Genomic DNA, 22,062 nt, shown 5'->3' with positions numbered 1-22,062 from the left:
TTTTCTAATTGTTATATTTTTAAAACATTTACATAGTAAGCCCCTAATTCTGTACCATTATCTAAAGTAAACCACGTTTGCAATGTAGTATTACCTTTTTCTAGTTCTACTTCAAATTCAACAAACTCTTGATTTGAGTCTACAGCCTTTGTTAGTTCATTACCTTGAATACTAATTTTAGCCATTTCAATATTTAAAGCCTTACTAGCCTTACTTTCGGAAACGCTTGTACCAGGAATTGCGGGACGCACAGGTGCCACCCCATTTAATGGCAACTTAATTTCTTCTGGCCACCTTCTTAATTGTAATTTATATTTTCCGCTATTAGCTACTTTTAATAACCAATACCCATTATCAACATAAGCCGTACGAATATGTCTTTGGTGCCAAGGACTTGCTTGTGCAGTTGTATGCCAATCATGAGCAAAAAGTTTAACAGGGTTCTCTGCTTCATGTCCTAAATAAATATAAGGTTGATCTTTATATGTTGGTGATATTTCATTCCACCATTCATCATAAGCCTTTTTAAACTCTTTTACCTTTTCTGGGTGTTGCTCAATAATATTATTACGTTGCTCTGGGTCTGCTTCTAAATTATAAAGCTCTTCACCATCAACTAACCTCCATTTACCTTGCATTAAAGACGTTCTTCTCCAAGGTTCTGGAACTTCAACCCGTTGAGAGTTTGTAATTACAATCCTGTCTTTAAAATTTGAATTGTCCCCATTAATCAACGGTATTAAACTTTGACCATCAAACTTATTATCATTAACATTTAGGTTACATAAATCAGCAAGTGTTGGTAATACATCATAATGTGCGGTTAGCTCATGTATATCTTTTCCTTTATTAATATCTCCACCTTCCCAATGAATAAATAATGGTACACGATGCCCTCCTTCATACTTACTAGCCTTTACACCTCTCATTCCAGCATTAAAACCTTTTCTAATAAACCCATCTAAACGATGCCCTTCAGTTTTTGCTCCTTGGGCAGTTCCGTTATCCGTGGTATAAACAATTATTGTATTTTCTAATTTTCCACTTTCTTTTAAATAACTCATTAATTTTCCTAGATTTTCATCTATATTATTTATCATTCCAAGAAATGGTGCATGAGGAATATCTTTATTATCTTTTAAATCATCATAATATTTATCTTCAACAAAATATGGCGAATGCGCTGTATTAGAAGGCAAATAACAGAAGAAAGGCTCGTTTTCTTCTTTAGAATCTATCCATTTAATTGCCTCATCAAACCAAATATCTGCACTATAGCCTTTATATCTTTTAAGCTTCCCATTGTGAATGTACATATCATTGAAATAGTCATTATCCCAATAATCCATAGTTTGTTCCATACCACCTCCACCATGAGTTAGCACCTCATCAAACCCCTTATCTTGAGGCCTGAAAGGATAGTTATCTCCTAAATGCCATTTACCAAAAATGGCAGTATTATAACCATTATCTTTAAAAATTTGAGCGGCCGTATTTTCCCTTTCTAGAATCATAGACCTACCATTTACCGTATGCCAAACACCTGTGCGGTTATTGTGATGACCCGTTAATAATGCCGCTCGTGTAGGAGAACAAGTTGGACTTACATGATAATCTGTAAAACGAGCACTACTATTATAAAGATTATCTATGTTAGTAGTTTTGATGAAAGGATTACCTAAAGCTGAAATATCTCCATAACCCTGATCATCTATTAAGATTAAAATGACATTTGGCTTCTCAACTTCTTTTACCTTTTCATTACATGATAGCATGCATAAAGCAATTACAACAGAAAATAAGGCAAAACAATTCTTAAATAATATATTTGAAATTAGAGTATTTTTCATAGGTTTTTAACAATGAATTAATTTGAAACCTAAAATTATGATTTATGAATGTTTCTAGGTATAAATCAACGTTCATTTTATATAAACTATGAACAGTTTTGGAAGACAAATGTTGGCATGAATCAATTTCAATATTGAAAACATATTTTGACTTGAAATTAGCCAGTATTCATTTTATTTTAAAGTGAAAAAACCTCTTCTCTTTCAATAAAATTTAATTACATAACTTGGACACTAATCAATTGTTAGCGTTTTTAATTAACACCACAAAAAACCTAATATAGGGATGGAAATTATATGTTAAAAACTTAAAACATAAATTGTTTTACCGCTTGACAACTTTTCTTATAACACTACTGGTGTTATCGCTAATTTTTAATATATACATCCCAATACTAAAATTAGTCAAATCTAAATCTACCTTTGTTTTGTTTTCCATATAAGTCTCAACTAGTTTTTTACCTGCCAAACTATATAACTCTAATTTAGCTTCGTTTATATTAAGATTAGATTTAATTATAGAAACATGTAAAATATTTGAAATTGGGTTTGGAAAAACCTTTACATCATTAACTAATGATTCTGTTTGAGTTGATAATGATTCTAAAGAAAAACTAAACCAATTTACATTAAATATAGACCCAGATCTAGTACCATTAAAAACAAAATACACATCATGAATATCACCTGTAAAACTTTGAATTTCAGAACCAATATCTGTTCCCCAATTTTGCCAAGAACCAGAATTTGTAACCGGTATAGTTGAAATTAAGGTTCCTGTAACACTATCTAATCTTACCTCTATCACACCCCCAGAATATTTAGAAGAGGTTCGAGCCTGAACACCAGAAATATTTGATAAATCAATATCACTAAATTTCACCCAGTCACCTATATCTATCCAACCAATATTTAACCCGCCTTCAGAACAACCTTCAGTTTGAATACCAAACATATCATCATTACATTCAGCTTCCATCATTTCAGCTGTTTTAGGACATAAATTATTAGGATCCACATCTTCACAATCTTCGAATAAGGTAACAGTATTATTAACTCCATTATCAATTACAGAGCTACATGACTGCACCTGAGAATCTTCACAGCGTTCTTCCAAAACCACGGGGTAACCACTAGCATTACTAAGTTTTACATTGCTGGAGGATTGATCATAATACTTAACATCTGTAGTCTCGCCAAAACGCATACCATCTCTTACTCCTGCAATCATAATTTTATGATTAACTTCGAGTGATGCCTCTTCACTTTTTAGAAAAAGTTCATGACCACTTCCTCCAAGGAAAATTAATGGATGTAAGCCATATAAATCATAATCACTATCTATTACCGTTAAGTCTATTTTTGCATTTTTATCATTTTGATATGCTGTGCCATATAAGGGTCCGTAAGCTCCATCTCCTCTAGAATTAACTATTTCACCTCCATTACCTACCCAAAAGCCATGTTCTGTTCCAATAGCTGTACAATTTTTCACATATTTTTCATCATCACAAAACCCAATAGTAACACCATTTCTAAGCTTATCGATTGTACAGTCAATCACCCTCATATTTTTGGTATTCGTTGTTTCTCCAGTAATATGATGCGCCCCAGTATTATACGCTCTAATACCATCTTCTTGTAAACTAAACATCCAGCCTGGTTCCAATCTATGTCCCCATACGGTCATAAAGTCCTCTAAATCTGCTGGAGAACCTGTACCTTCCTCTGCCAAAACATCATCTGTTGTTCTTACTTCTCCCTCTAAATGACAACCTTCAATTAAAGCATCTATAGAGCCTTGACAAAAAATTCCATGACCATAGGCCCTATGAATAATAGTACAATCTTTTAGATGGTTTCTTTCTCCACGTACCAAAATCGCAGAATGCTTAAAATGCTTAATCACATAACCAGATCCTTTTCCAAAAATATCTCCGTACCCGTAAGGATAAGATCCCCTAACAGTCATATGAAACCCTTCTATTCTATTATCCGTCCCATCAAACTTTATACCCAAAGCTGTACGCCAAGGAATAGTATTACCTATATCTTCCATGGTTAGGTTTTTCAAAACATTATTAGAGCCTGCTAGTCTTATTTCCACCACAGCCACATTACCGTAAGAACGAAAAATATTGGTATCAAAAGCAAAGGTTACCCCAGTAAAATCATATGTACAATTAGACCCCGTAAATTCAATAATATCAGGGTTTGGGAACAGCCCAGAAACAACATCAGCAGGACCAATTGAATAAGTTCCTGGTGTCATTTTTATATTTACATTGTCTTGATTAAGATATGCGGCTAAATCTGTTATTGAATTTACTATTGTTTGCGCTTGAATATTTTGAGTAAATGATATTACAAGCATTAAGGTAATTGCTTTAAAACAAAAGTAATTTCTTTTCATAATCTTATTAATTAAGTGGTAAAAACAAAATTAATTACTCAATAAACCACTTGTGATAAATTATGATGCAATCCATATAACATATTACTTCTTTAGTTTAATTTTAAAAGCTTTACAATTAAAAAAACCTATGAATACGTCTCCATAGGTTTTAATGATTTCATTATGAATAGCATAACAATATATCTTAATATGCTATAGGTTTTTTAAATCCTTATAATTTTACAATTTTCTTAGTTATACTATTTACCTTATCCGTAATATTTAAAAGATAAACACCACTATTTAATGATGATAAATTTAACCTTGTTGTTTTAAATTCTTTAGCCGTGAATTGCATGACTTTTTTACCTGTAATATTATAAATACTAAATACTGTTGAACCTATATTCATATTAGATTCTCCCAAGGAAACTGAAAGATAATCTTTAACAGGGTTAGGATATAAACTTACCTCATCTATAACGTTTTCTTTTACAGATAACGCGCTCTCAAAAACTTGAACTTCTGCCAAAGACAATGCAACAGCACTATTTAATTGAAGCACTTTTACAATTTTACCCATGGCCCCTCCAGCATCTATTGTAATAGATGGATTTGGACCACTAGCTTGATTATAAACATAAGAAAACGTTTCAACCCCCGCCGAATCAAATACCTTAACTTCAAAATTTGCCAACCTATCAATATAACTTTGACTTCCAGTTCTATTAAATATTTTAATATCTCCTAACGACTTTTCTTCATTTAAATTAACTTGCCACCAAGCAGCTGTATCAGATGGATTAGTATGAGTAACTGAATTCAACCCATATGTTCCACTAGTATTACCATCAATAGCTCTATTAGCTAATCCATCATAATCTGTTGAAGATTGAATAGCTGCACCAGTTAAAGCTAAATTAGGCGAATCACAATCTGAAGAATATATTAGATTATTAACCCCATTATTTGTAACATCTCCGGTATCACATTCGCGTAGTATAATACTACTACTACTTGGATCCATGACCACAGGAAAATTAGTAAGATTTCTTAGCGAAATATTTGAGGCTGTATGTGTTCTAGCTCTTGGACCAAGTAAATCTCCAGCAACCATAATTTTAAGATTACCAGGAATATCACTTTCGGGTATATCACTTCTAAATGTAAGGTTGTGACCACTGCCACCAACATATGCAACAATATTTTCGCCATTATAATATGGCGCTACAGGAGGTAAAACTTTAATATCAGCCATATAACCTCTATCAGTAGTATAGGTATTTCTGTAAACAGGACCGTAAGTAGCATCTGCAGCACAGTTTACAACTATACCAGAAGCTATAGAAAAGCCATTTTCACAACCTATAGCGGTACAACCTTCAACATACTTATCTCCTCTTGCATGAGCTATAGTTACTCCGGTTCTAGCATTCTTAATGGTACAATTTAAAATAGTTGGATTGTCTGTACCTCTTTCAATTTCCACACCATCAATATATGTAGTTCCGGCATTATATGCTCTAATCCCTGCTTCTTGTAAACTTAGCATATAACCAGGTGGAAGTCTATATCCCCAAACGGTCATAAAATCTATGTTATACGCTGGTCCAGAAGTTTCTGCTAACATATCATCTGTTGAGCGCATTTCTCCTTCTATATAACAACCTTCAATTAAAGGATAACTTGCCGCCTGCATGAAAACACAATGACCATAAGATCTTGAAATTAGCGTTGTATTTTTAAGGTGATTTCTTAAGCCTCTAATTAAAATACCAGAATGTTTTCTATGTGCAATGGTATAAGTACCTCCTTTTCCAAAAGCATCCCCGTAACCATAAGGGTAAGACCCTCGAATAGTAACGTGAAATCCTTCTATTCTATTATCTCTACCATCAATAACAATAGCCTGTGCCCTCTTAGTTGGTGCTAATGTACCAATGTCTTCCATAGTAAGATTCTTTAGTACATTATTATTTCCTAATATCTGTATTTCATTAACATCAACACTTCCAAAAGCCTGAAAAATATAGGTGTCAAAATTTATGGTAACCCCCGTAAAATCATAGGTACTATTAGAACCTTCAAAAAGTAATAAAGGGTTTTTACCGTTAAAAGCTCCAAAAACAACTTCATTAAACCCTATACTGTAAGTTCCAGGTGCTAACTTAATATTCACATTATCATCGTCTAGATAGGGTAATAATTCTTCAAGAGAGTTTACCTCTGTTTGCGCCCAAATATTTGGACTTAGTGATATTAAAAGCATTAGTACAATAGCTTTAAAACAAAAGTATTTTCTTTTCATAATCTTATTAGTTAAGTGGTAAGAACAAAATTAAATACTGAATAACCTTTTTGTGATAAATTATGATGCAATCCATATAACATATTACTTCTTTAAGTTATATCATAGAACACATACAATAAAAAAACCTATGAAGACAGCTCCATAGGTTTTAATTGATATTATTAGAATTCATACTAATGAACTCTTATAATTTCACAATTTTTTTGGTTATGCTATTTACCTTATCTGTGATATTTAAAAGGTAAACCCCACTATTTAATGATGATAAGTTTAATTTTGTTGTATTAGATTCTTCAGCTGTGAATTCCAACACCTTTTTTCCAGTAATATTATAAATACTCAATACTGCGGACCCTGAATTTAATTTTGACCCTGCTAAAGAAACCGAAAGATAATCGCTAACAGGATTAGGATATAAACTCACCTCATCTAACACGTTTTCTTTTACTGATAACGCGCTCTCAAAAACTTGAACCTCCGCTAAAGATAATGCAACGGCGTTATTTAATTGAATTACTCTTACCCTTTTACCCAAAGCACCTCCTGCATCAATAGTTACCGAGGGTAGTGGTCCATCAGACTCATTATATATATGTGAAAATGTTTCAGCTCCATTAGAATCAAACACCTTCACCTCAAAATTAGCAAGTCTATTAGTGTTGCTATCTGTTCTGTTCCAAACTATTATATCACCTATAGGTTTTTCTTCTGTTAAATTTACCTGCCACCAAGCATCGGTATCTGATGGATTAGTATGTGTAACTGAATTTAAATTAAATGTCCCACTAGTATTTCCATCTATAGCTCTATTTGCTAAACCATCAAAATCTGTGGAAGATTGAACAGCAGCTCCTAACAATGCTAAATTATCTGAAGCACAATTTAAGGCACTAATAAAATTACCTGAACCTCCATTGGCTATATTTCCTGTAAAACAATCCTGAACTCGGTTATTAGTAGCATCTGAATGAATAACCACTGGGAAATTGGTTAGGTTCTTTAAGAAAATATCATTAAGCGTATGGTTATTTTGAGAGGCATTATTACCATTAAGAACTCTTAGGCCTTGCATATCTCCAGCCATCATAATTTTCAAATCACTTGGAAAATCCGTCACCTCAGATCTAAATGTTAAGTTATGCCTCTTCCCCCCAATGTAGGCAATAGCCTGATGACCGTTATAATAACCATCTATTGGTTCTAATATTGTGATATCTGCATTATAACCAGAATCACTAGCGTAGGCATTTTTATAAACAGGACCGTAAGCTGCATCTGCCGAACAGTTTACAACAATTCCCGATCCTATTGAATAACCCTGCTCACAACCAATTGCCACACAATTTTCAACATATTTTGTTCCTGTTGCATGAGCAAGAACAACTCCGGTTCTAGCATTTTTAATAGTACAATTTAATACTGTAGGGTTATCAGTTCCTCTTTGAATTTCAACACCATCAATGTAAGTTGTACCCGCATTATATGCTCTAATGCCCGCTTCCTGCAAACTCATCATATAACCGGCAGGAAGCGTATAACCCCAATCAGTCATAAAATTAACATCAAACGCTGGACCAGAGGTTTCTGCCAACATATCATCAGTGGTTCGCATTTCACCTTCTATATAACAACCTTCAATAGTTGGGTAACTTGCAGCTTGCATAAAAACACAGTGCCCATATGAACGTGAAATAACCGTTGTATTCTTAAGGTGATTTCTTAATCCTCTAATTAGTATTCCTGAATGTTTTCTATGGGGAATAACTGCGCCTCCGCCCTTACCAAAAGCATCTCCATAACCATAAGGATAAGACCCTCTAACTGTTAAATGAAATCCTTCTATTCTGTTATCTCTCCCATCCATAACAATGGCCTGAGCTCTACTGGTAGGAGCTAATGTGCCAATATCCTCCATTGTTAAATTCTTAAGTACATTATTATTTCCTAATATCTGTATTTCATTAACATCAACACTTCCAAATGCCTGAAAAATATAAGTGTCAAAATTAATAGTAACCCCTGTAAAATCAAAGGTGCTATTAGAACCTTCAAAAAGAAACAAAGGATTTCTTCCATTAAAATCACCAAATATAACCTCATTAAACCCAATAGTATATGTTCCTGGTGCTAACTTAACATCTACATTATCATCATCTAGATATGGCAATAATTCAGAAAGTGAATTAACCGTAGTTTGCGCTTGTGAGAGTTGAACTAAAAGCCCAAAACAAGCAACAATACTTATTTTTAATAAATTGTAATATTTCTTCATAATCCTTTTTTTTTTACAAAAATAAAAAATAACACAACATTGGCGTATAACATATGTCCCCACATGTATAACTTACGTTCCAAAACCAAAAAGTCTTCCTGTTTTAGGAAGACCTTTTGTAGAAAACTTATATTTGCTTTTCTCTACTTTTTCACAATTTTATTAGTAAACACCTGATTATCAGAAGTTATTTTAGCAAAATACATACCAGATGCTAATTTTCCTAAATTAACTTGACTTTCACCCTTTTCCATCTTCTTGCTATATACAGTTTTTCCACTAAGGTCAATAATTTGAACAGTTGCTCCACTGTTATATGTGGTTTTAATATTTAAAACATCATGAAATGGTATAGGAAAAATGGCAATATCATCTTTAAGACTCTCATTTTCCAAACTTAAAGTACAAGCTTGAATACTGTTACTATTGCCGTTATTAGTTACCGATCCACAAGTATTTATTGTATTACCATTACTGCCTGATGCAATTTCAATTGGATGTGATGTCTGATTATCAACCGAATTGTTATTACCATTATGAGTACTTTGATTAGCTAAACTTCCATTTTGAAAACGAACACCATTTAGTGTTCCACCAACCTGAATTCTATAATCTGAAGGTAAATTAGGATCTCCTCCTGTTAGGGTCAAGTTTGAATTATCCATCCCAATAAAAGCAATGGTTTTCTGACCATTATAATATGGATCTACAGCCGGAATAATTTCAACATCTAAATCCCATCTATCATTATCATATGTGCTTTTAAATGCATGGCCATACGCCACATCCGTCTTACAATTAATAGCAGTTCCACTACCAAGCCCATAACCTTGCTCACAACCAATGGTAGTACAGTTTTCAGCCCTCACCGTGCCCGTGGCATGAGCTAAAGTCACCCCTCCTCTAGCATATTTTATTGTACAATTTATAACTGTAGGGTTATCAGTACCCCTTTGAATTTCTACACCATCAATGTAGGTTGTTCCTCCATTATATGCTCTTATGCCTTCTTCTTGTAAACTCATCATATAACCAGCAGGAAGCTTATACCCCCAAACGGTCATGAAATCAACATTATAAGCTGGTCCAGAGGTTTCTGCCAACATATCGTCTGTTGAACGCATTTCCCCTTCTATATAACAACCTTCAATAGTTGGATAACTTGCAGCTTGCATAAAAACTATATGCCCATAAGAACGCGATATGACTGTACAATCTTTCAAATGATTTCTTAGGCCACGAATTAAAATACCTGAATGCTTATAGTGCTTGATAACATAATTAGAACCTTTCCCAAAAGCATCTCCATATCCATAGGGATAAGAACCACGGATAGTTACATGAAACCCTTCTATTCTATTGTCTCTTCCATCCATTAGAATTGCTTGACCTCCTTTTGTTGGGGTTAATGTACCGATATCTTCCATGGTTAGGTTTTTTAGGACATTATTATTCCCTAATATTTGTATTTCATTAACATCCACATTTCCAAATGCTTGAAAAATATATGTATCAAAATTTATAGTAACCCCAGTAAAATCATAGGTGCTATTAGAACCTTCAAAAAGAAACAAAGGGTTTCTTCCATTAAAATCCCCAAATACAACCTCATTAAACCCTATAGTATATGTCCCTGGTGCTAACTTAATGTTTACATTATCATCGTCTAAGTATGGCAATAATTCAGCCAGTGAATTAACCGTAGTTTGAGCTTGTGAGAGTTGTACCAAAAGTCCAAAACAAGCAACAATACTTACTTTAAATAAATTGTAATATTTCTTCATAATCCTTTTTTTTTACAAAAATAGAGAACAACATGCTTTTAGTGTATAACATATGTCCCTAGCTGTATAACTTACCTCCCAAAACCAAAAAGTCTTCCTATTTTAGGAAGACTTTTAAAGAAAACTTATATCAACTTTTTACTTCTTTACAATTTTTTTAGTAAACACCTGATTATCAGAAGTTATTTTAGCAAAATACATACCAGATGCTAATTCTTCTAAATTAACTTGACTTTCACCTTTTTCAATTTGATTGACATATACAGTTTTACCGCTAAAATCAATGATTTGAACTTGTGCACCACTGTTAGAACGTGTTTTAATATTTAAAACATCATGAAATGGCATAGGAAAAAAGGCAATGTCATCTTTGAGACTCTCATTTTCCGAACTTAAGGTACAAGCTTGAATACTGTTACTATATCCGTTATTAGTTACCGAACCACAAGTGTTTATATAATTACCATTACTACCTGAAATAATTTCAATAGGATGTGATGTCTGATTATCAATGGTATTATTATTACCATTATGAGTACTTTGATGATCTAAATTTCCATTTTGAAAACGAACACCATTTAGTGTTCCTCCAACCTGAATTTTATAATCTGAGGGCATATTAGGATCTCCTCCTGTTAAGGTCAAGTTTGAATGGTCCATTCCTATAAAAGCAATAGCCTTCTGACCATTATAATACGGATCTTCAGCAGGAATAATTTCAACATCTAAATTCCAGCTATCATTATCATATGTACTTTTAAAAGCATGACCATGTGACACATCTGTCTTACAATTAATAGCAGTACCACTACCCAGCCCATAACCTTGTTCACAACCAATTGTAGTACAATTTTCAGCCCTTACCGTGCCAGAAGCATGTGCTAAAGTTACGCCTCCTCTTGCATATTTTACAGTACAATTTATAACTGTAGGGTTATCAGTTCCTCTTTGAATTTCTACACCATCAATATATGTTGTTCCTGCATTATAAGCCCTAATACCTTCTTCCTGTAAACTCATCATATAACCTGCAGGAAGCTTATAACCCCAAACGGTCATAAAATCTATATCATAGGCTGGTCCAGATGTTTCTGCTAACATATCATCAGTAGTACGTGTTTCTCCTTCAATATAACACCCTTCTACCGTTGGATAGCTTGCAGCTTGCATAAATACACAATGCCCATACGATCGAGAAATTAATGTAGTGTTTTTAAGGTGATTCCTTAAGCCACGTATTAAAATACCTGAATGTTTTTTATGAGGAATAGTATTAGTACCACCTTTTCCAAAAGCATCTCCATAACCATATGGATAAGACCCACGAATGGTTAAATGAAACCCTTCAATTCTATTGTCTCGCCCATCCATAACAATGGCCTGTGCTCTCTTAGTAGGAACTAATGTACCAATGTCTTCCATGGTTAGGTTTTTTAGTACATTATTATTTCCTAATATCTGTATTTCATTAACATCAACACTTCCAAAAGCTTGAAAAATATAGGTGTCAAAATTTATGGTAACTCCAGTAAAATCAAAAGTGTTATTAGACCCTTCAAAAAGAAGTAAAGGGTTTTTGCCATTAAATGCCCCAAAGATAACCTCATTAAATCCAATACTATAAGTTCCTGGTGCTAACTTAATATTTACATTATCATCGTCTAAATAAGGCAATAACTCTTCAAGAGAATTTACTGTTGTTTGTGCCTGAGTTTTATTTAAAAAAAAGATAAAACAGATAATCAAACAATATTTTAATGTAGGGTAATTTTTTTTCATTTTCCATTCAATTTTATAGAGACAAAGAAAGGTATAAAAAAAACTCTCCACTATAAATTATCGCCTAAACCATTTAAGTTATCGTTCATTAGTAGAAACCAAAAACCTTTCCATAACAAAATAAGCGATCTAACTTGTTTGAAGATAGATCGCTTATTTTAGAATGAAAGATTAACGAACTCTAAAAAGGTGTTTATTTTACTACCGGGTTTTCCATAATATCTTTAGCCATTTGTACACTAGTTTTTTCAATACCAGTTAGTAGGTATACTACCATACCAGCATCTGAAGCATCAATATCCCCTTTTTTAATACAAGTTTTCAAACGCTTATAGAGCCAATCCCAAGCACCTGGTTTATAAGCCTTACTATTTCGGGCTTCAGAAGTTTTTACCCAATCAAATTGCTCCATTGATGCCTTTAATCCATCATAATCTTTCCCACCATTTTGATCAGTAATTCTAATGGCTTTTAAATTACCTCCTTCATTATTTGAAAATGCGTCTTTTATCTCTTGAAAAGTCCACCCAGAATGTGTATCCCAAAACTCTTTGTATGGTTTATCACTATGATTGTTATTCCAATTAGAATGAGAAATAAGTGTTACATACTGACGTTTAGAAACCTCTGCTCTATGAATTGCTTCTCCAACAACCTGCATTGGGCCTGCAGCTATTATAATTAATGGATCATCAGCTGTTGAGGCATTAATGGCTCCACTTAAGCTATTATAAGCCACTTCAGCATTGTCAACAGCACAAATAAATTTAGTGTTGTCAAATCCAAACCATTTCTGTCCAGCCAATGCACTTTCTCGCATTTGCTCATATGCTGTTAAACCTAAAGGTGATGTTGGGTGCTCTTGATTACTACCCCAAACATGGTCGCTATAGGTATAAACTACTAATTCCTCCTGTAAATTTGCAGCAGAAAGTAAAGCTAAAGAAAGGGGTGTTGCAGCCCAATCATCATGATCGTGTTCATTACCGTCAGAGCTAATGGCTATACGCCCTTTTCCTTCCCATAAAGGAGTTTGAGCTACTATTCCATTAAAAGTTAATATGGTTAATACCATTCCTAAAATAATTGACTTCATATTTTTCATCATATTAGTTTTTTTTTAGAACACTTTTCTAAAAAAAATGTGCATTATTTATTCCTTTAAGCTCTTTACAATTCTATGAACTCTTTCATTGGAACAACTTCACCAAATTCCTTAACTTCTATGTTTTTATAAAAAATCTCTACGGTTTCTGATTGGAATCCAATTACACCTTCATTAACCGATAGATCGGTTCCCATATTAACTATTTCACCGTTTAATTTATGAATGGCATATTTATTTCCCATCACAATTATTTCGCATAAGTTCCATTCATTATTTAATGCGTTAAACTTTACATTAGGTTTAGCCAACATCATTTTGTTTTTGTACTGCCCTACATCAACCCCTCCATGTTTGGGTAACAAAAATGTTGTGCTGTCTTTGGTAGCATACCAGTTTACCGAAGTACCACCTGTAATAAAATCTCCAGTGTGGTTTTTATTTTTGGTATGATCATACCTTATTTGATATTCTATACCTTGCGGCCAAATTTTATCATCAACCACATGATAGTAGACCCCTGCATCATATTGCCATCTATCAAAATTGTTAGTGATTTTCTCTCCCCATTTATACTCAAACCTCAGAATGTATTTACTATATTTCTTTTTGGTATAAAAAAGACCATGTGTAGCATTTTCTCCTGTTCCTAAATTCAAGCTATCAGGCATATCTTTAAAAACATGAACCTTTTCATTATCTATGGCAAATACTTTATTTGCTAATTCTTCATCTCCGTTTCTTAACTTAAAATACCAACCATCCCAATTTTCACCATTAAATATTTTTACAAAACCCTCATTTGATAAATGGTTTTTTTTTGTGTTTGAACAAGAACATATTAAGACAATTGTTACTATTTTAATTACCGAGCGAAATATTATATTTTTCATAAATTCTTATTAAATGGTTATTTATTATCTCTAACTTTAATTGACTTTCACACCATAAAACATAAATGACTTAAAAGGTCATAACAGAAAAATATGGAACAGTCCAATCTATTTACCAACGTTTTTCTCTTCGCTTTTACTAAGAAACATTATAAGTAAAATCTAAACAGCTGAAAATTAGACTACGTATATTATTTCGCTCTAAAAATTATTGTTCTAGAGATTAAGTAGCTTAGTTTTAATTAGTTTTTTACAACATTTCGTGTATATACAAAAGAACCTGTTTGTATTTTTACAATATAAAATCCTGAACTAAGATTTGACAAATCCAATTGACTATCAATTCCTTCAATATTTTTCAAAACAATCGTATTTCCCGTTATATCTAGCAGTGAAATATTACCAGAAACTGACTCTTTAAACTTTATATTTAAAATATCTGATGTTGGAACTGGATAAATAGAAATATTCTCTTTTAAAACATCATTATTCACGCCAAGACTAGCACTACTTTCAGAAAAATGATAGCGCGTGTATGACCCATTTTGACTTGTATTAACAATATCAACATGATCATTCCACCCACGTAACATCCTTCCGTTTTTATTGCTTATCCAAAATAGAGCATCTTCTCCCAAGTCTTCGGACGTATAATCAAACTTCCATTTAGCCTCATCTCCTGTTACGGTATTTCCTACCATAATGGAGACCGTACCCGCATCTGCAGTAATTCTCGGTTTAGCACCTCCGCCAACACAATCAATATAATAAAAGCCTTCTTCTCCTGCTACTGGTGTAAATTTCCATTGTGCCGTAACTCCTTCTTCTGAAGGACTCAGTACTATTAGCTCATCTCCACCATTAGCCCCTAATCTTTTATCCCACCTAGGATTATAAACATTATATATTTTATTAGCATCTGGAGTAAATATTGTGGGATCGTCTTCTACAATAGGGTCAAATAAAGGATAACCAAATTTTTCTAAAAAATAGTTAGCCATACTAATATCTATATTTTCTAAGGATGGAGAAATATTACTTCCACCAAAACTATGCTCAGCATTAGCAACAGTAATGATTTCTACATCTGCATTTTCTGCATCACCTACCTCCTTCATATATGTTGCATTGATTACTGGCAATGTTGTATCATTTTCTCCATGAATCACCAAAACTGGTGTACTAGTGGGACTTAAAAATTCCGTTGGACTTAAATTAGTTGCCAATTCTAAATTATCCTCCACTGAGCCACCTAAAAGACGAGTAAAAAGACTTCCATCTGCAAAAATAGAATTAGGCCTCAACGGCTCGTGCAAACAAGAAGTAAAAGGATAATAAGCTACTACACCTTTGTAACTTGGGGATATACTAGACAAACCAGCATCTCCAGGAAATTTATTATCTGGAACTAAAGCCGTTACTAAAGAAAGATGACCTCCTGCAGATCCTCCCCAAATTGCATAATTATTTTCATCCAGCTTATGTGTAGTCGCATTTTGAAGTAGATATCTAGCAGCATCTTTACAATCTATTACAGATTCATAACTAGTTACTGGCGCTTTTGCCAAACGGTATTGTACGGTTGCTACAATAACACCAGCTTCTACCAATTTTTTCATTCCTCCTAAAAACGCAGTTTTATAGATGTTATCTCTATGTCCTCCTGCCCAACCTCCTCCATGAATAAATACAACCCATGGATTTTTATCTTTTAATATTTCTGCATCGGGATAAAACATATCCATTACTAGATTAGAACCTCCAACAGTTTTGTAAACTACACCGTCTTTATAATTTACGCCTTCTATAAATCCGTGTTCCGCTTGTCCATAAGAAAAAGATAAATTGAAGAGAAAGCATACGAAAAGCACTAATTTGAAAAAATGTAAAATTGTTTTCATTATAATTTTTTTAATTATGGCATTTAATGTTTAAAATAGTCGCATGCAAATTACCCTTTCCCATATAGAAAAAGTATTATTTAATATCCAATACCTATAAATTATGACCTAAATTAAAAGGACAACAGACTAGTAGAAGCAAAAAAGCCCTCGAAATTGAGAGCTTTTTTATAAATACATTCTTAGTTTGTTTTAATACTTTCCTATAGCTTGTTTTACCAAAGGTTCCATTACTAAATAACCATTTACATTAGGATGTACCGTGTCTCTTCCTAATTCTTTTTTGAGCCCTCCAATATCATTAACCATTGGTGAATAATAATCAAGATAAACTATTTTATTTTCTTCGGCATAGTCTTTAATAAGCTTATTAAGCTCAATAATTTTATCTGCAGGTTCAATTGAGGGGCTCCAAGAATAGCTGGTTGCCGGCAAAACCGACGCCAAAATTACTTGAATACCATTTTCTTTAGCCAATTCTGCCATTGAAAATATATTACCTGCAATACGGTCTATTGTAATTGGTCCAGTATTACCTGCAATATCATTGGTTCCTGCATGTATTATTACAATATCTGGATTTAAATCAATGACATCAGGCCTAAAACGAACAAGCATCTGTGGAGTGGTTTGCCCGCTTATACCTCTATTAATAAATGAGGGGTTCTCTTTAAAAAACACGCCGTGGTCTCTGATCCAATTTTGGGTAATAGAATTACCCATGAACACTACTGTTTTTTTCTTTTTCACCGAAATTTTCAATTCTTTATTAGCCTTGTTATATCTTTTTAGGTTTGCCCAATCTTCATTAGGAACCAATTTTATTTGAACAACTGAAACCTGAGCATTAGGAACTTTCTCAGGTAATAAAATAGTTAATTTATTATCAATTAATTTTATTTTTATTTTTTTATTTGGTTCAGAAAGCAACATAGCCTCTCTTGGTTTAATGTTTCTATCTATAACCAACTTACCATCTTCAGGCCAATTAAAAATATGTGCTAATAGAAAGCCTTCTTCCTCTATGGTATACGCTCCCCATTCTGGTTTTTGATAAAGAATTGTTTGAGAATAGCCAACGACAGCATTTAAAGCCAAAGCAACTGTAAAAATTATTAGTTTCTTGTAAAAACTCATTTTAGTTTTGATTTATTCTTTAATGCTATAAACAAACACACAAACATTCATTTAATATGTTTGTGTGTTTTTATTTAATATCCTTTACAAACTTCTTAATTAGTTTGCCAACTCAATCTTAACCACTGTAACAGGGTTATCTGGTGCAAACATTGGTACCTCAACTAAAAGCTCTCTAGATGTAGATAATGATTTTAATTCCTTATCTGGATTAGTTAATAAAGTAGCCTTTTTAACTTTAATATCTTTATTTAGCTTTAACATACCGCTTTTTGGCCAATTGAAAACATGTGCATATATAACACCATCTTTAGCCGTATAACGTCCCCATTTTGGCTTTTCAAAAGGACTTGCAGAAGCACCATAAATAGCTTCTCCGTTTTTGCTTGTCCATTCTCCCATAGCATTTAGACGACGAATACTCTGTGCAGGGAATCTACCAAATCCATCAGGACCAATATTTAATAAAAAGTTTCCTCCTTTAGATACAATATCTACCAATTTCTGAATTAAATCTTCGTTACTTTTCCATTTATTATCATCTGGTTTGTATCCCCAAGTTCCGTTCATAGTCATACAAGCTTCCCAATCTTCAGCAATTCCAGTATCTGGAATTTCTTGTTCAGGCGTACCAAAATCTCCGGCAAAATTCCCTTCTTCATCCATACCTTCCATTCCTTTCCTACCTTTATCAACTCTATTATTTACAATAGTATTAGGTTGAATATCACGAATAAAACTATAAAGCTCTTTACCCATTTCGGTGGTATAATCAGAAATCCAATCGCCATCAAACCACACAACACCAACATCTCCGTAGTTAGTTAGTAATTCTTTTATCTGTGGCTTCATATAGTTTTTAAAATACTTAGGAAATTTTGGATTTACAACAGATGGATCATCATGCTGTCCTATATTGTAATTTGGATATAAATTACCTTGTGCTTGCGGGTGATGCCAATCTACAATTGAGTAATAAAAACAAAACTTAATATCTTGCTTTTTACAAGCTTCTGCCAATTCCTTAATAATATCACGTTTAAATGGAGCGGTATCCATAATATCATAATCTGTTACTTTTGAATCCCATAAACAAAACCCTTCATGATGCTTTGAGGTGATTACAATATATTTCATACCAGCATTTTTAGCCATGGTTACCCAAGCATCAGCATCAAACATTACTGGATTAAACATTTGTGGGAATTTCTCATAATCCTCAACGGTATAATCTAATTTATCCATGGCCCATTCTGCGCCACCTCCGGCTATGTTTGTACCGCGTTCACCTCCAATTATAGAGTAGGCTCCCCAGTGAATAAACATTCCGAATTTAGAATCACGCCACCATTCCATACGCTCATCATCTGAGAGTTTTTTTTCGCTAGAGCTTTGTGCAAACCCTATATTAGAATTGATTGCAACAACCAAGGCTAATAGTACTATTCGTTTTAAAGTTTTCATTTTAATTTATTTAATATTAATTGTTAATTTGGTTTCTATTTGATTTCGCATGACAATAACATCAAGCTTATCTGTTTTGCTTTCTGAATTAATTTTGAAGAAATCTTTAACGGTTTTCACTTTTTGCCCGTTAGCTTGAAGAATTACATCACCTTTCTTTATACCACCATTTTTAACGGCTGGACTAGGTTTCCAGATACGCAACACAATTACACCTTCAGCAGTATTTAACCCATATGCAGATTGTTCTTGTTCTGACTCTACACTTTTTAACTGGTTACGTAACCAAGCAACTACAGGGCTTGCTTTACTCTTTGAAGGATCTTTTATTACAGGAACTTCAGGTGTTTTAGCCATTTGTTTTAACTCTGGTTTTTTAACCCCAAATTCATCCATTGCAAAGTTTTTGAAACCTAATTTTAACGCTGGTGAATTTTCAGCAACAGTAAAATCTAAATTAGCTGGGTCTTTAAATAACGGATCTCCAAAAGAACTGTTTTTATCTCTATCATAAATCTGTGACTTCATCATTGATTCCTCGGTAGGAAATAAATTAAAATCTAATTCCTTTCCCCAACTTAATAAACCAACATCTTGGTATGTATCGGCAACAATATTATATTTAAAAACGTCTTCGCAATTAGCAAACCAAACATGCGGGTGCAATGAATTATTTACCGTTATATTGTTTGTAACCACTCTATTAAAACCCTCACGTAGTTTAATACCGCTATTTAAACATAGGTTATTATATATATGGTAATTAGATGACCCATCGTCTAAATCAATATCCCAACCATGGTCACAACGGAAACGATTGTTTCTAATCACCGTTGTTTCAATAGCATCCCATTTTGGCATGTCAGGATTAGCCGTGGTTAAACTATCCATATATTTTCTATTAGGATGCCAAAAACGATCTCTTCCCCAGGAGTTAAATGAACCGTGATCGCTAGTTTCTAATACCGTATTAAATACATCATTATACTCAAGAATATGTCCACCCCAAGTACCATCTCCTATGTTGATTCCCGCTCTTGGAACATCATAAATACTGTTATGGCTTACCGTTATATCCATAGCCATAGATATTTGAACACCGGCAGTTTGTTTTTCTATTCTACCAATTCTATGTATTAAATTATCTTTTACCAGACATTCTCTAGGGTATAATTCATTCTTTGGACCAAGTTCAGTATCCATTTCAGCAACGTCAACAAACTTTCTGTAATTAAAGGAAGGAGAGCGAACAGCAGACGGATCTCCAACAAAAGAAACGGCACTTCCTCCACATTCATGAATGTGATTTCCAGTAACTTCAAAACCTTTATTATACTTACTTACCATAATAACGTTTCCTCCTAAATTGGTAAATTCACTGTCCTGAATTTTACAATTTTCTGTCCCCTCAAAAAACAGAACACCACCTCTATATATAGTCCAATCACTTCTTAATAAAGGCTCATAAGGTTCCATAAACGTTCTCTGCGTATTTTTAAAAGATATACCACTAATCGATACATCCTTTACTGGATTCTCCAAGGTACCTACCACTTGAATTAAATCTTTAAGTACAGGAACATCAAACGTAGAATTTTTTAAGTCCACATTTTTAGATGGCCAGTAATAAAGTTTATGCTCGTCTTTATCTAAATACCATTCTCCAGGACTATCTAGTTCTTCAAAAACATTCTCCACCATTTGATACTCTTTATGATATGCAGAACCTCGATTATTTTGATGACCTCCTTCTAAAATTGCTGTGCCATCTTCATTCACTCCCATGATTTGATAATGATAACCTCCCCATCTTCCTCTATGTAAGGCGTGAAAAAATGCACCTTCTGGTTTTTCCCATGTCGCTAAACGTTCTTTAGAAATCACATCTGCTGCATATCCTTGCCAATAATGACCATTTTCATCATAATTAGGATATCTAGCCAAAATTTGTGCGGCATCATTTACAACCAATTGATCGAAATCTAATTTTTCATCAACTTCAGTAACATAAATATCACCTTCATACTTTTCCCAATTTGGTTGTAATTTTGTAGACCCTGCTATAGTTACTTCAGAAGCATTAGTTCCTTTAATTACCAAGCCACTTAAATCTGGTGTGATTTTTAAAGCCTTTTCTAAATGATACTCTCCAGGTTGAATGTTTATAATTACACTTCTATTTGATTGCATAGATTTTATGGCTCCAGCAGTATTAATGGCATCTTCAAGCGTTGAAAAAGGTTTTTGAATTGATCCATCTGGGTTTGAAACCTCCTTTTTAGATACATATAATTTTTTGGTTTTATGAATAGTTGGAGCCCCGTTGATGTATCCTAAAGATTCCAGAAATATATCCGCTTCTATTGTTGTTTCTATCCAATATTCTCCATCCGCTTTCCATTTATTAAAAAATCCATGAGGTTGATTTTCATAAATAAAAAGATCACACCTACTACCAATAGCTTCCATTTTGGATTTATATTCTTCACCAGTAGAAACTGGTATTAATTTATCTTTTGATCCCAAAAAGAAAACAGTTGGAGGTGCTCCAATCTCAATATTATGGATAGGAGAAAACTCTAAATATCTTTCACCAATTCTTTCGTAACCATAACCTTCCTTGCTATTATCAATTACAGGGTTGTAAAGTACTAATGCACTTGCTTTTGGACTTATTGATAAATCATCTGTAGTCTCATTAATTTCTGAAAGTAGCGTTGTTGCAGCAGCTAAATGCCCACCAGCAGAACCTCCGGAAGCTACAATTTTATTAATATCAATTCCAAAATTATCCGCATTTGCTTTTAAATATCGCATTGCAGATTTTGCATCCTTTACAGATTCAAATGGTGTTGTTTTGTGCTTGTTCCTCACCCTGTAGTCCACCAAAACAGATATCATGCCTCTAGATGCAAAATATTTAGCCTGACCTTCAAACTGAGTAGTTGAACCTCCATTCCAACCACCACCAAAATAAAATACTATTGTCGGATATTTTTCATCATTTTCAAAATTAGGAGGATTTAATATTTGCAGTTTCAAAGTGTCATTATCAATCACTTTATAAACATGTTCATGAGCAAAATCTTTTGCAACTTCTTTCTTATTTTGACAATTTGCTAAGGTTATTGCTAGAAAAAATACTATTAAATATTTGGTCTCTTTTATCAT

Annotated in this window: 12 protein-coding genes; all 12 read right to left on the bottom strand. The window is 33.3% G+C overall.

The window, feature by feature from the left end; all coding sequences use genetic code 11:
* Positions 1-11 precede the first annotated feature (11 nt).
* Entirely contained in the window at positions 12-1,850 is a 1,839-nt protein-coding gene (locus N1F78_RS11220; RefSeq protein WP_406683253.1) for an arylsulfatase, read from the bottom strand.
* Between the two features lie 325 nt (positions 1,851-2,175).
* Complete coding sequence (locus N1F78_RS11215; RefSeq protein WP_406683252.1) at positions 2,176-4,263, bottom strand: carbohydrate-binding protein; 2,088 nt, start codon at positions 4,261-4,263, stop codon at positions 2,176-2,178.
* A gap of 214 nt (positions 4,264-4,477) precedes the next feature.
* A complete protein-coding gene (locus N1F78_RS11210; protein WP_406683251.1) occupies positions 4,478-6,553 on the bottom strand; it encodes a T9SS type A sorting domain-containing protein in 2,076 nt (691 codons plus the stop codon).
* Between the two features lie 187 nt (positions 6,554-6,740).
* Entirely contained in the window at positions 6,741-8,828 is a 2,088-nt protein-coding gene (locus N1F78_RS11205) for a T9SS type A sorting domain-containing protein (protein WP_406683250.1), read from the bottom strand.
* Between the two features lie 143 nt (positions 8,829-8,971).
* Positions 8,972-10,612: a T9SS type A sorting domain-containing protein gene (locus N1F78_RS11200; protein WP_406683249.1), complete on the bottom strand. Its 1,641-nt coding sequence runs from the start codon at positions 10,610-10,612 to the stop codon at positions 8,972-8,974.
* 138 nt (positions 10,613-10,750) lie between these two features.
* Complete coding sequence (locus tag N1F78_RS11195; RefSeq protein ID WP_406683248.1) at positions 10,751-12,391, bottom strand: T9SS type A sorting domain-containing protein; 1,641 nt, start codon at positions 12,389-12,391, stop codon at positions 10,751-10,753.
* Positions 12,392-12,584: 193 nt separating this feature from the next.
* Positions 12,585-13,487 carry a hypothetical protein gene (locus N1F78_RS11190; protein ID WP_406683247.1) on the bottom strand — a complete coding sequence of 301 codons (903 nt, stop codon included), beginning with the start codon at positions 13,485-13,487 and terminating at the stop codon, positions 12,585-12,587.
* A 74-nt stretch (positions 13,488-13,561) separates the two neighbouring features.
* Positions 13,562-14,389 (bottom strand): DUF1080 domain-containing protein, encoded by an 828-nt coding sequence (locus tag N1F78_RS11185; protein WP_406683246.1) that lies wholly within the window; start codon positions 14,387-14,389, stop codon positions 13,562-13,564.
* Positions 14,390-14,631: 242 nt separating this feature from the next.
* The gene (locus N1F78_RS11180) at positions 14,632-16,290 is read right to left on the bottom strand and encodes an alpha/beta hydrolase fold domain-containing protein (RefSeq protein WP_406683245.1); all 1,659 of its coding nucleotides are present in this window, start codon (positions 16,288-16,290) and stop codon (positions 14,632-14,634) included.
* 192 nt (positions 16,291-16,482) lie between these two features.
* On the bottom strand, positions 16,483-17,427 hold the full coding sequence (locus N1F78_RS11175; protein ID WP_406683244.1) for an SGNH/GDSL hydrolase family protein: 945 nt from the start codon (positions 17,425-17,427) through the stop codon (positions 16,483-16,485).
* 99 nt (positions 17,428-17,526) lie between these two features.
* Complete coding sequence (locus tag N1F78_RS11170; protein WP_406683243.1) at positions 17,527-18,891, bottom strand: alpha-L-fucosidase; 1,365 nt, start codon at positions 18,889-18,891, stop codon at positions 17,527-17,529.
* Between the two features lie 6 nt (positions 18,892-18,897).
* Positions 18,898-22,062 carry an alpha/beta hydrolase fold domain-containing protein gene (locus N1F78_RS11165; RefSeq protein ID WP_406683242.1) on the bottom strand — a complete coding sequence of 1,055 codons (3,165 nt, stop codon included), beginning with the start codon at positions 22,060-22,062 and terminating at the stop codon, positions 18,898-18,900.

Origin of the sequence: Seonamhaeicola sp. MEBiC01930, assembly GCF_045277075.1 — a bacterium.
Lineage (GTDB): Bacteria > Bacteroidota > Bacteroidia > Flavobacteriales > Flavobacteriaceae > Seonamhaeicola.
This window is presented reverse-complemented; position numbering and strand designations above follow the sequence as displayed.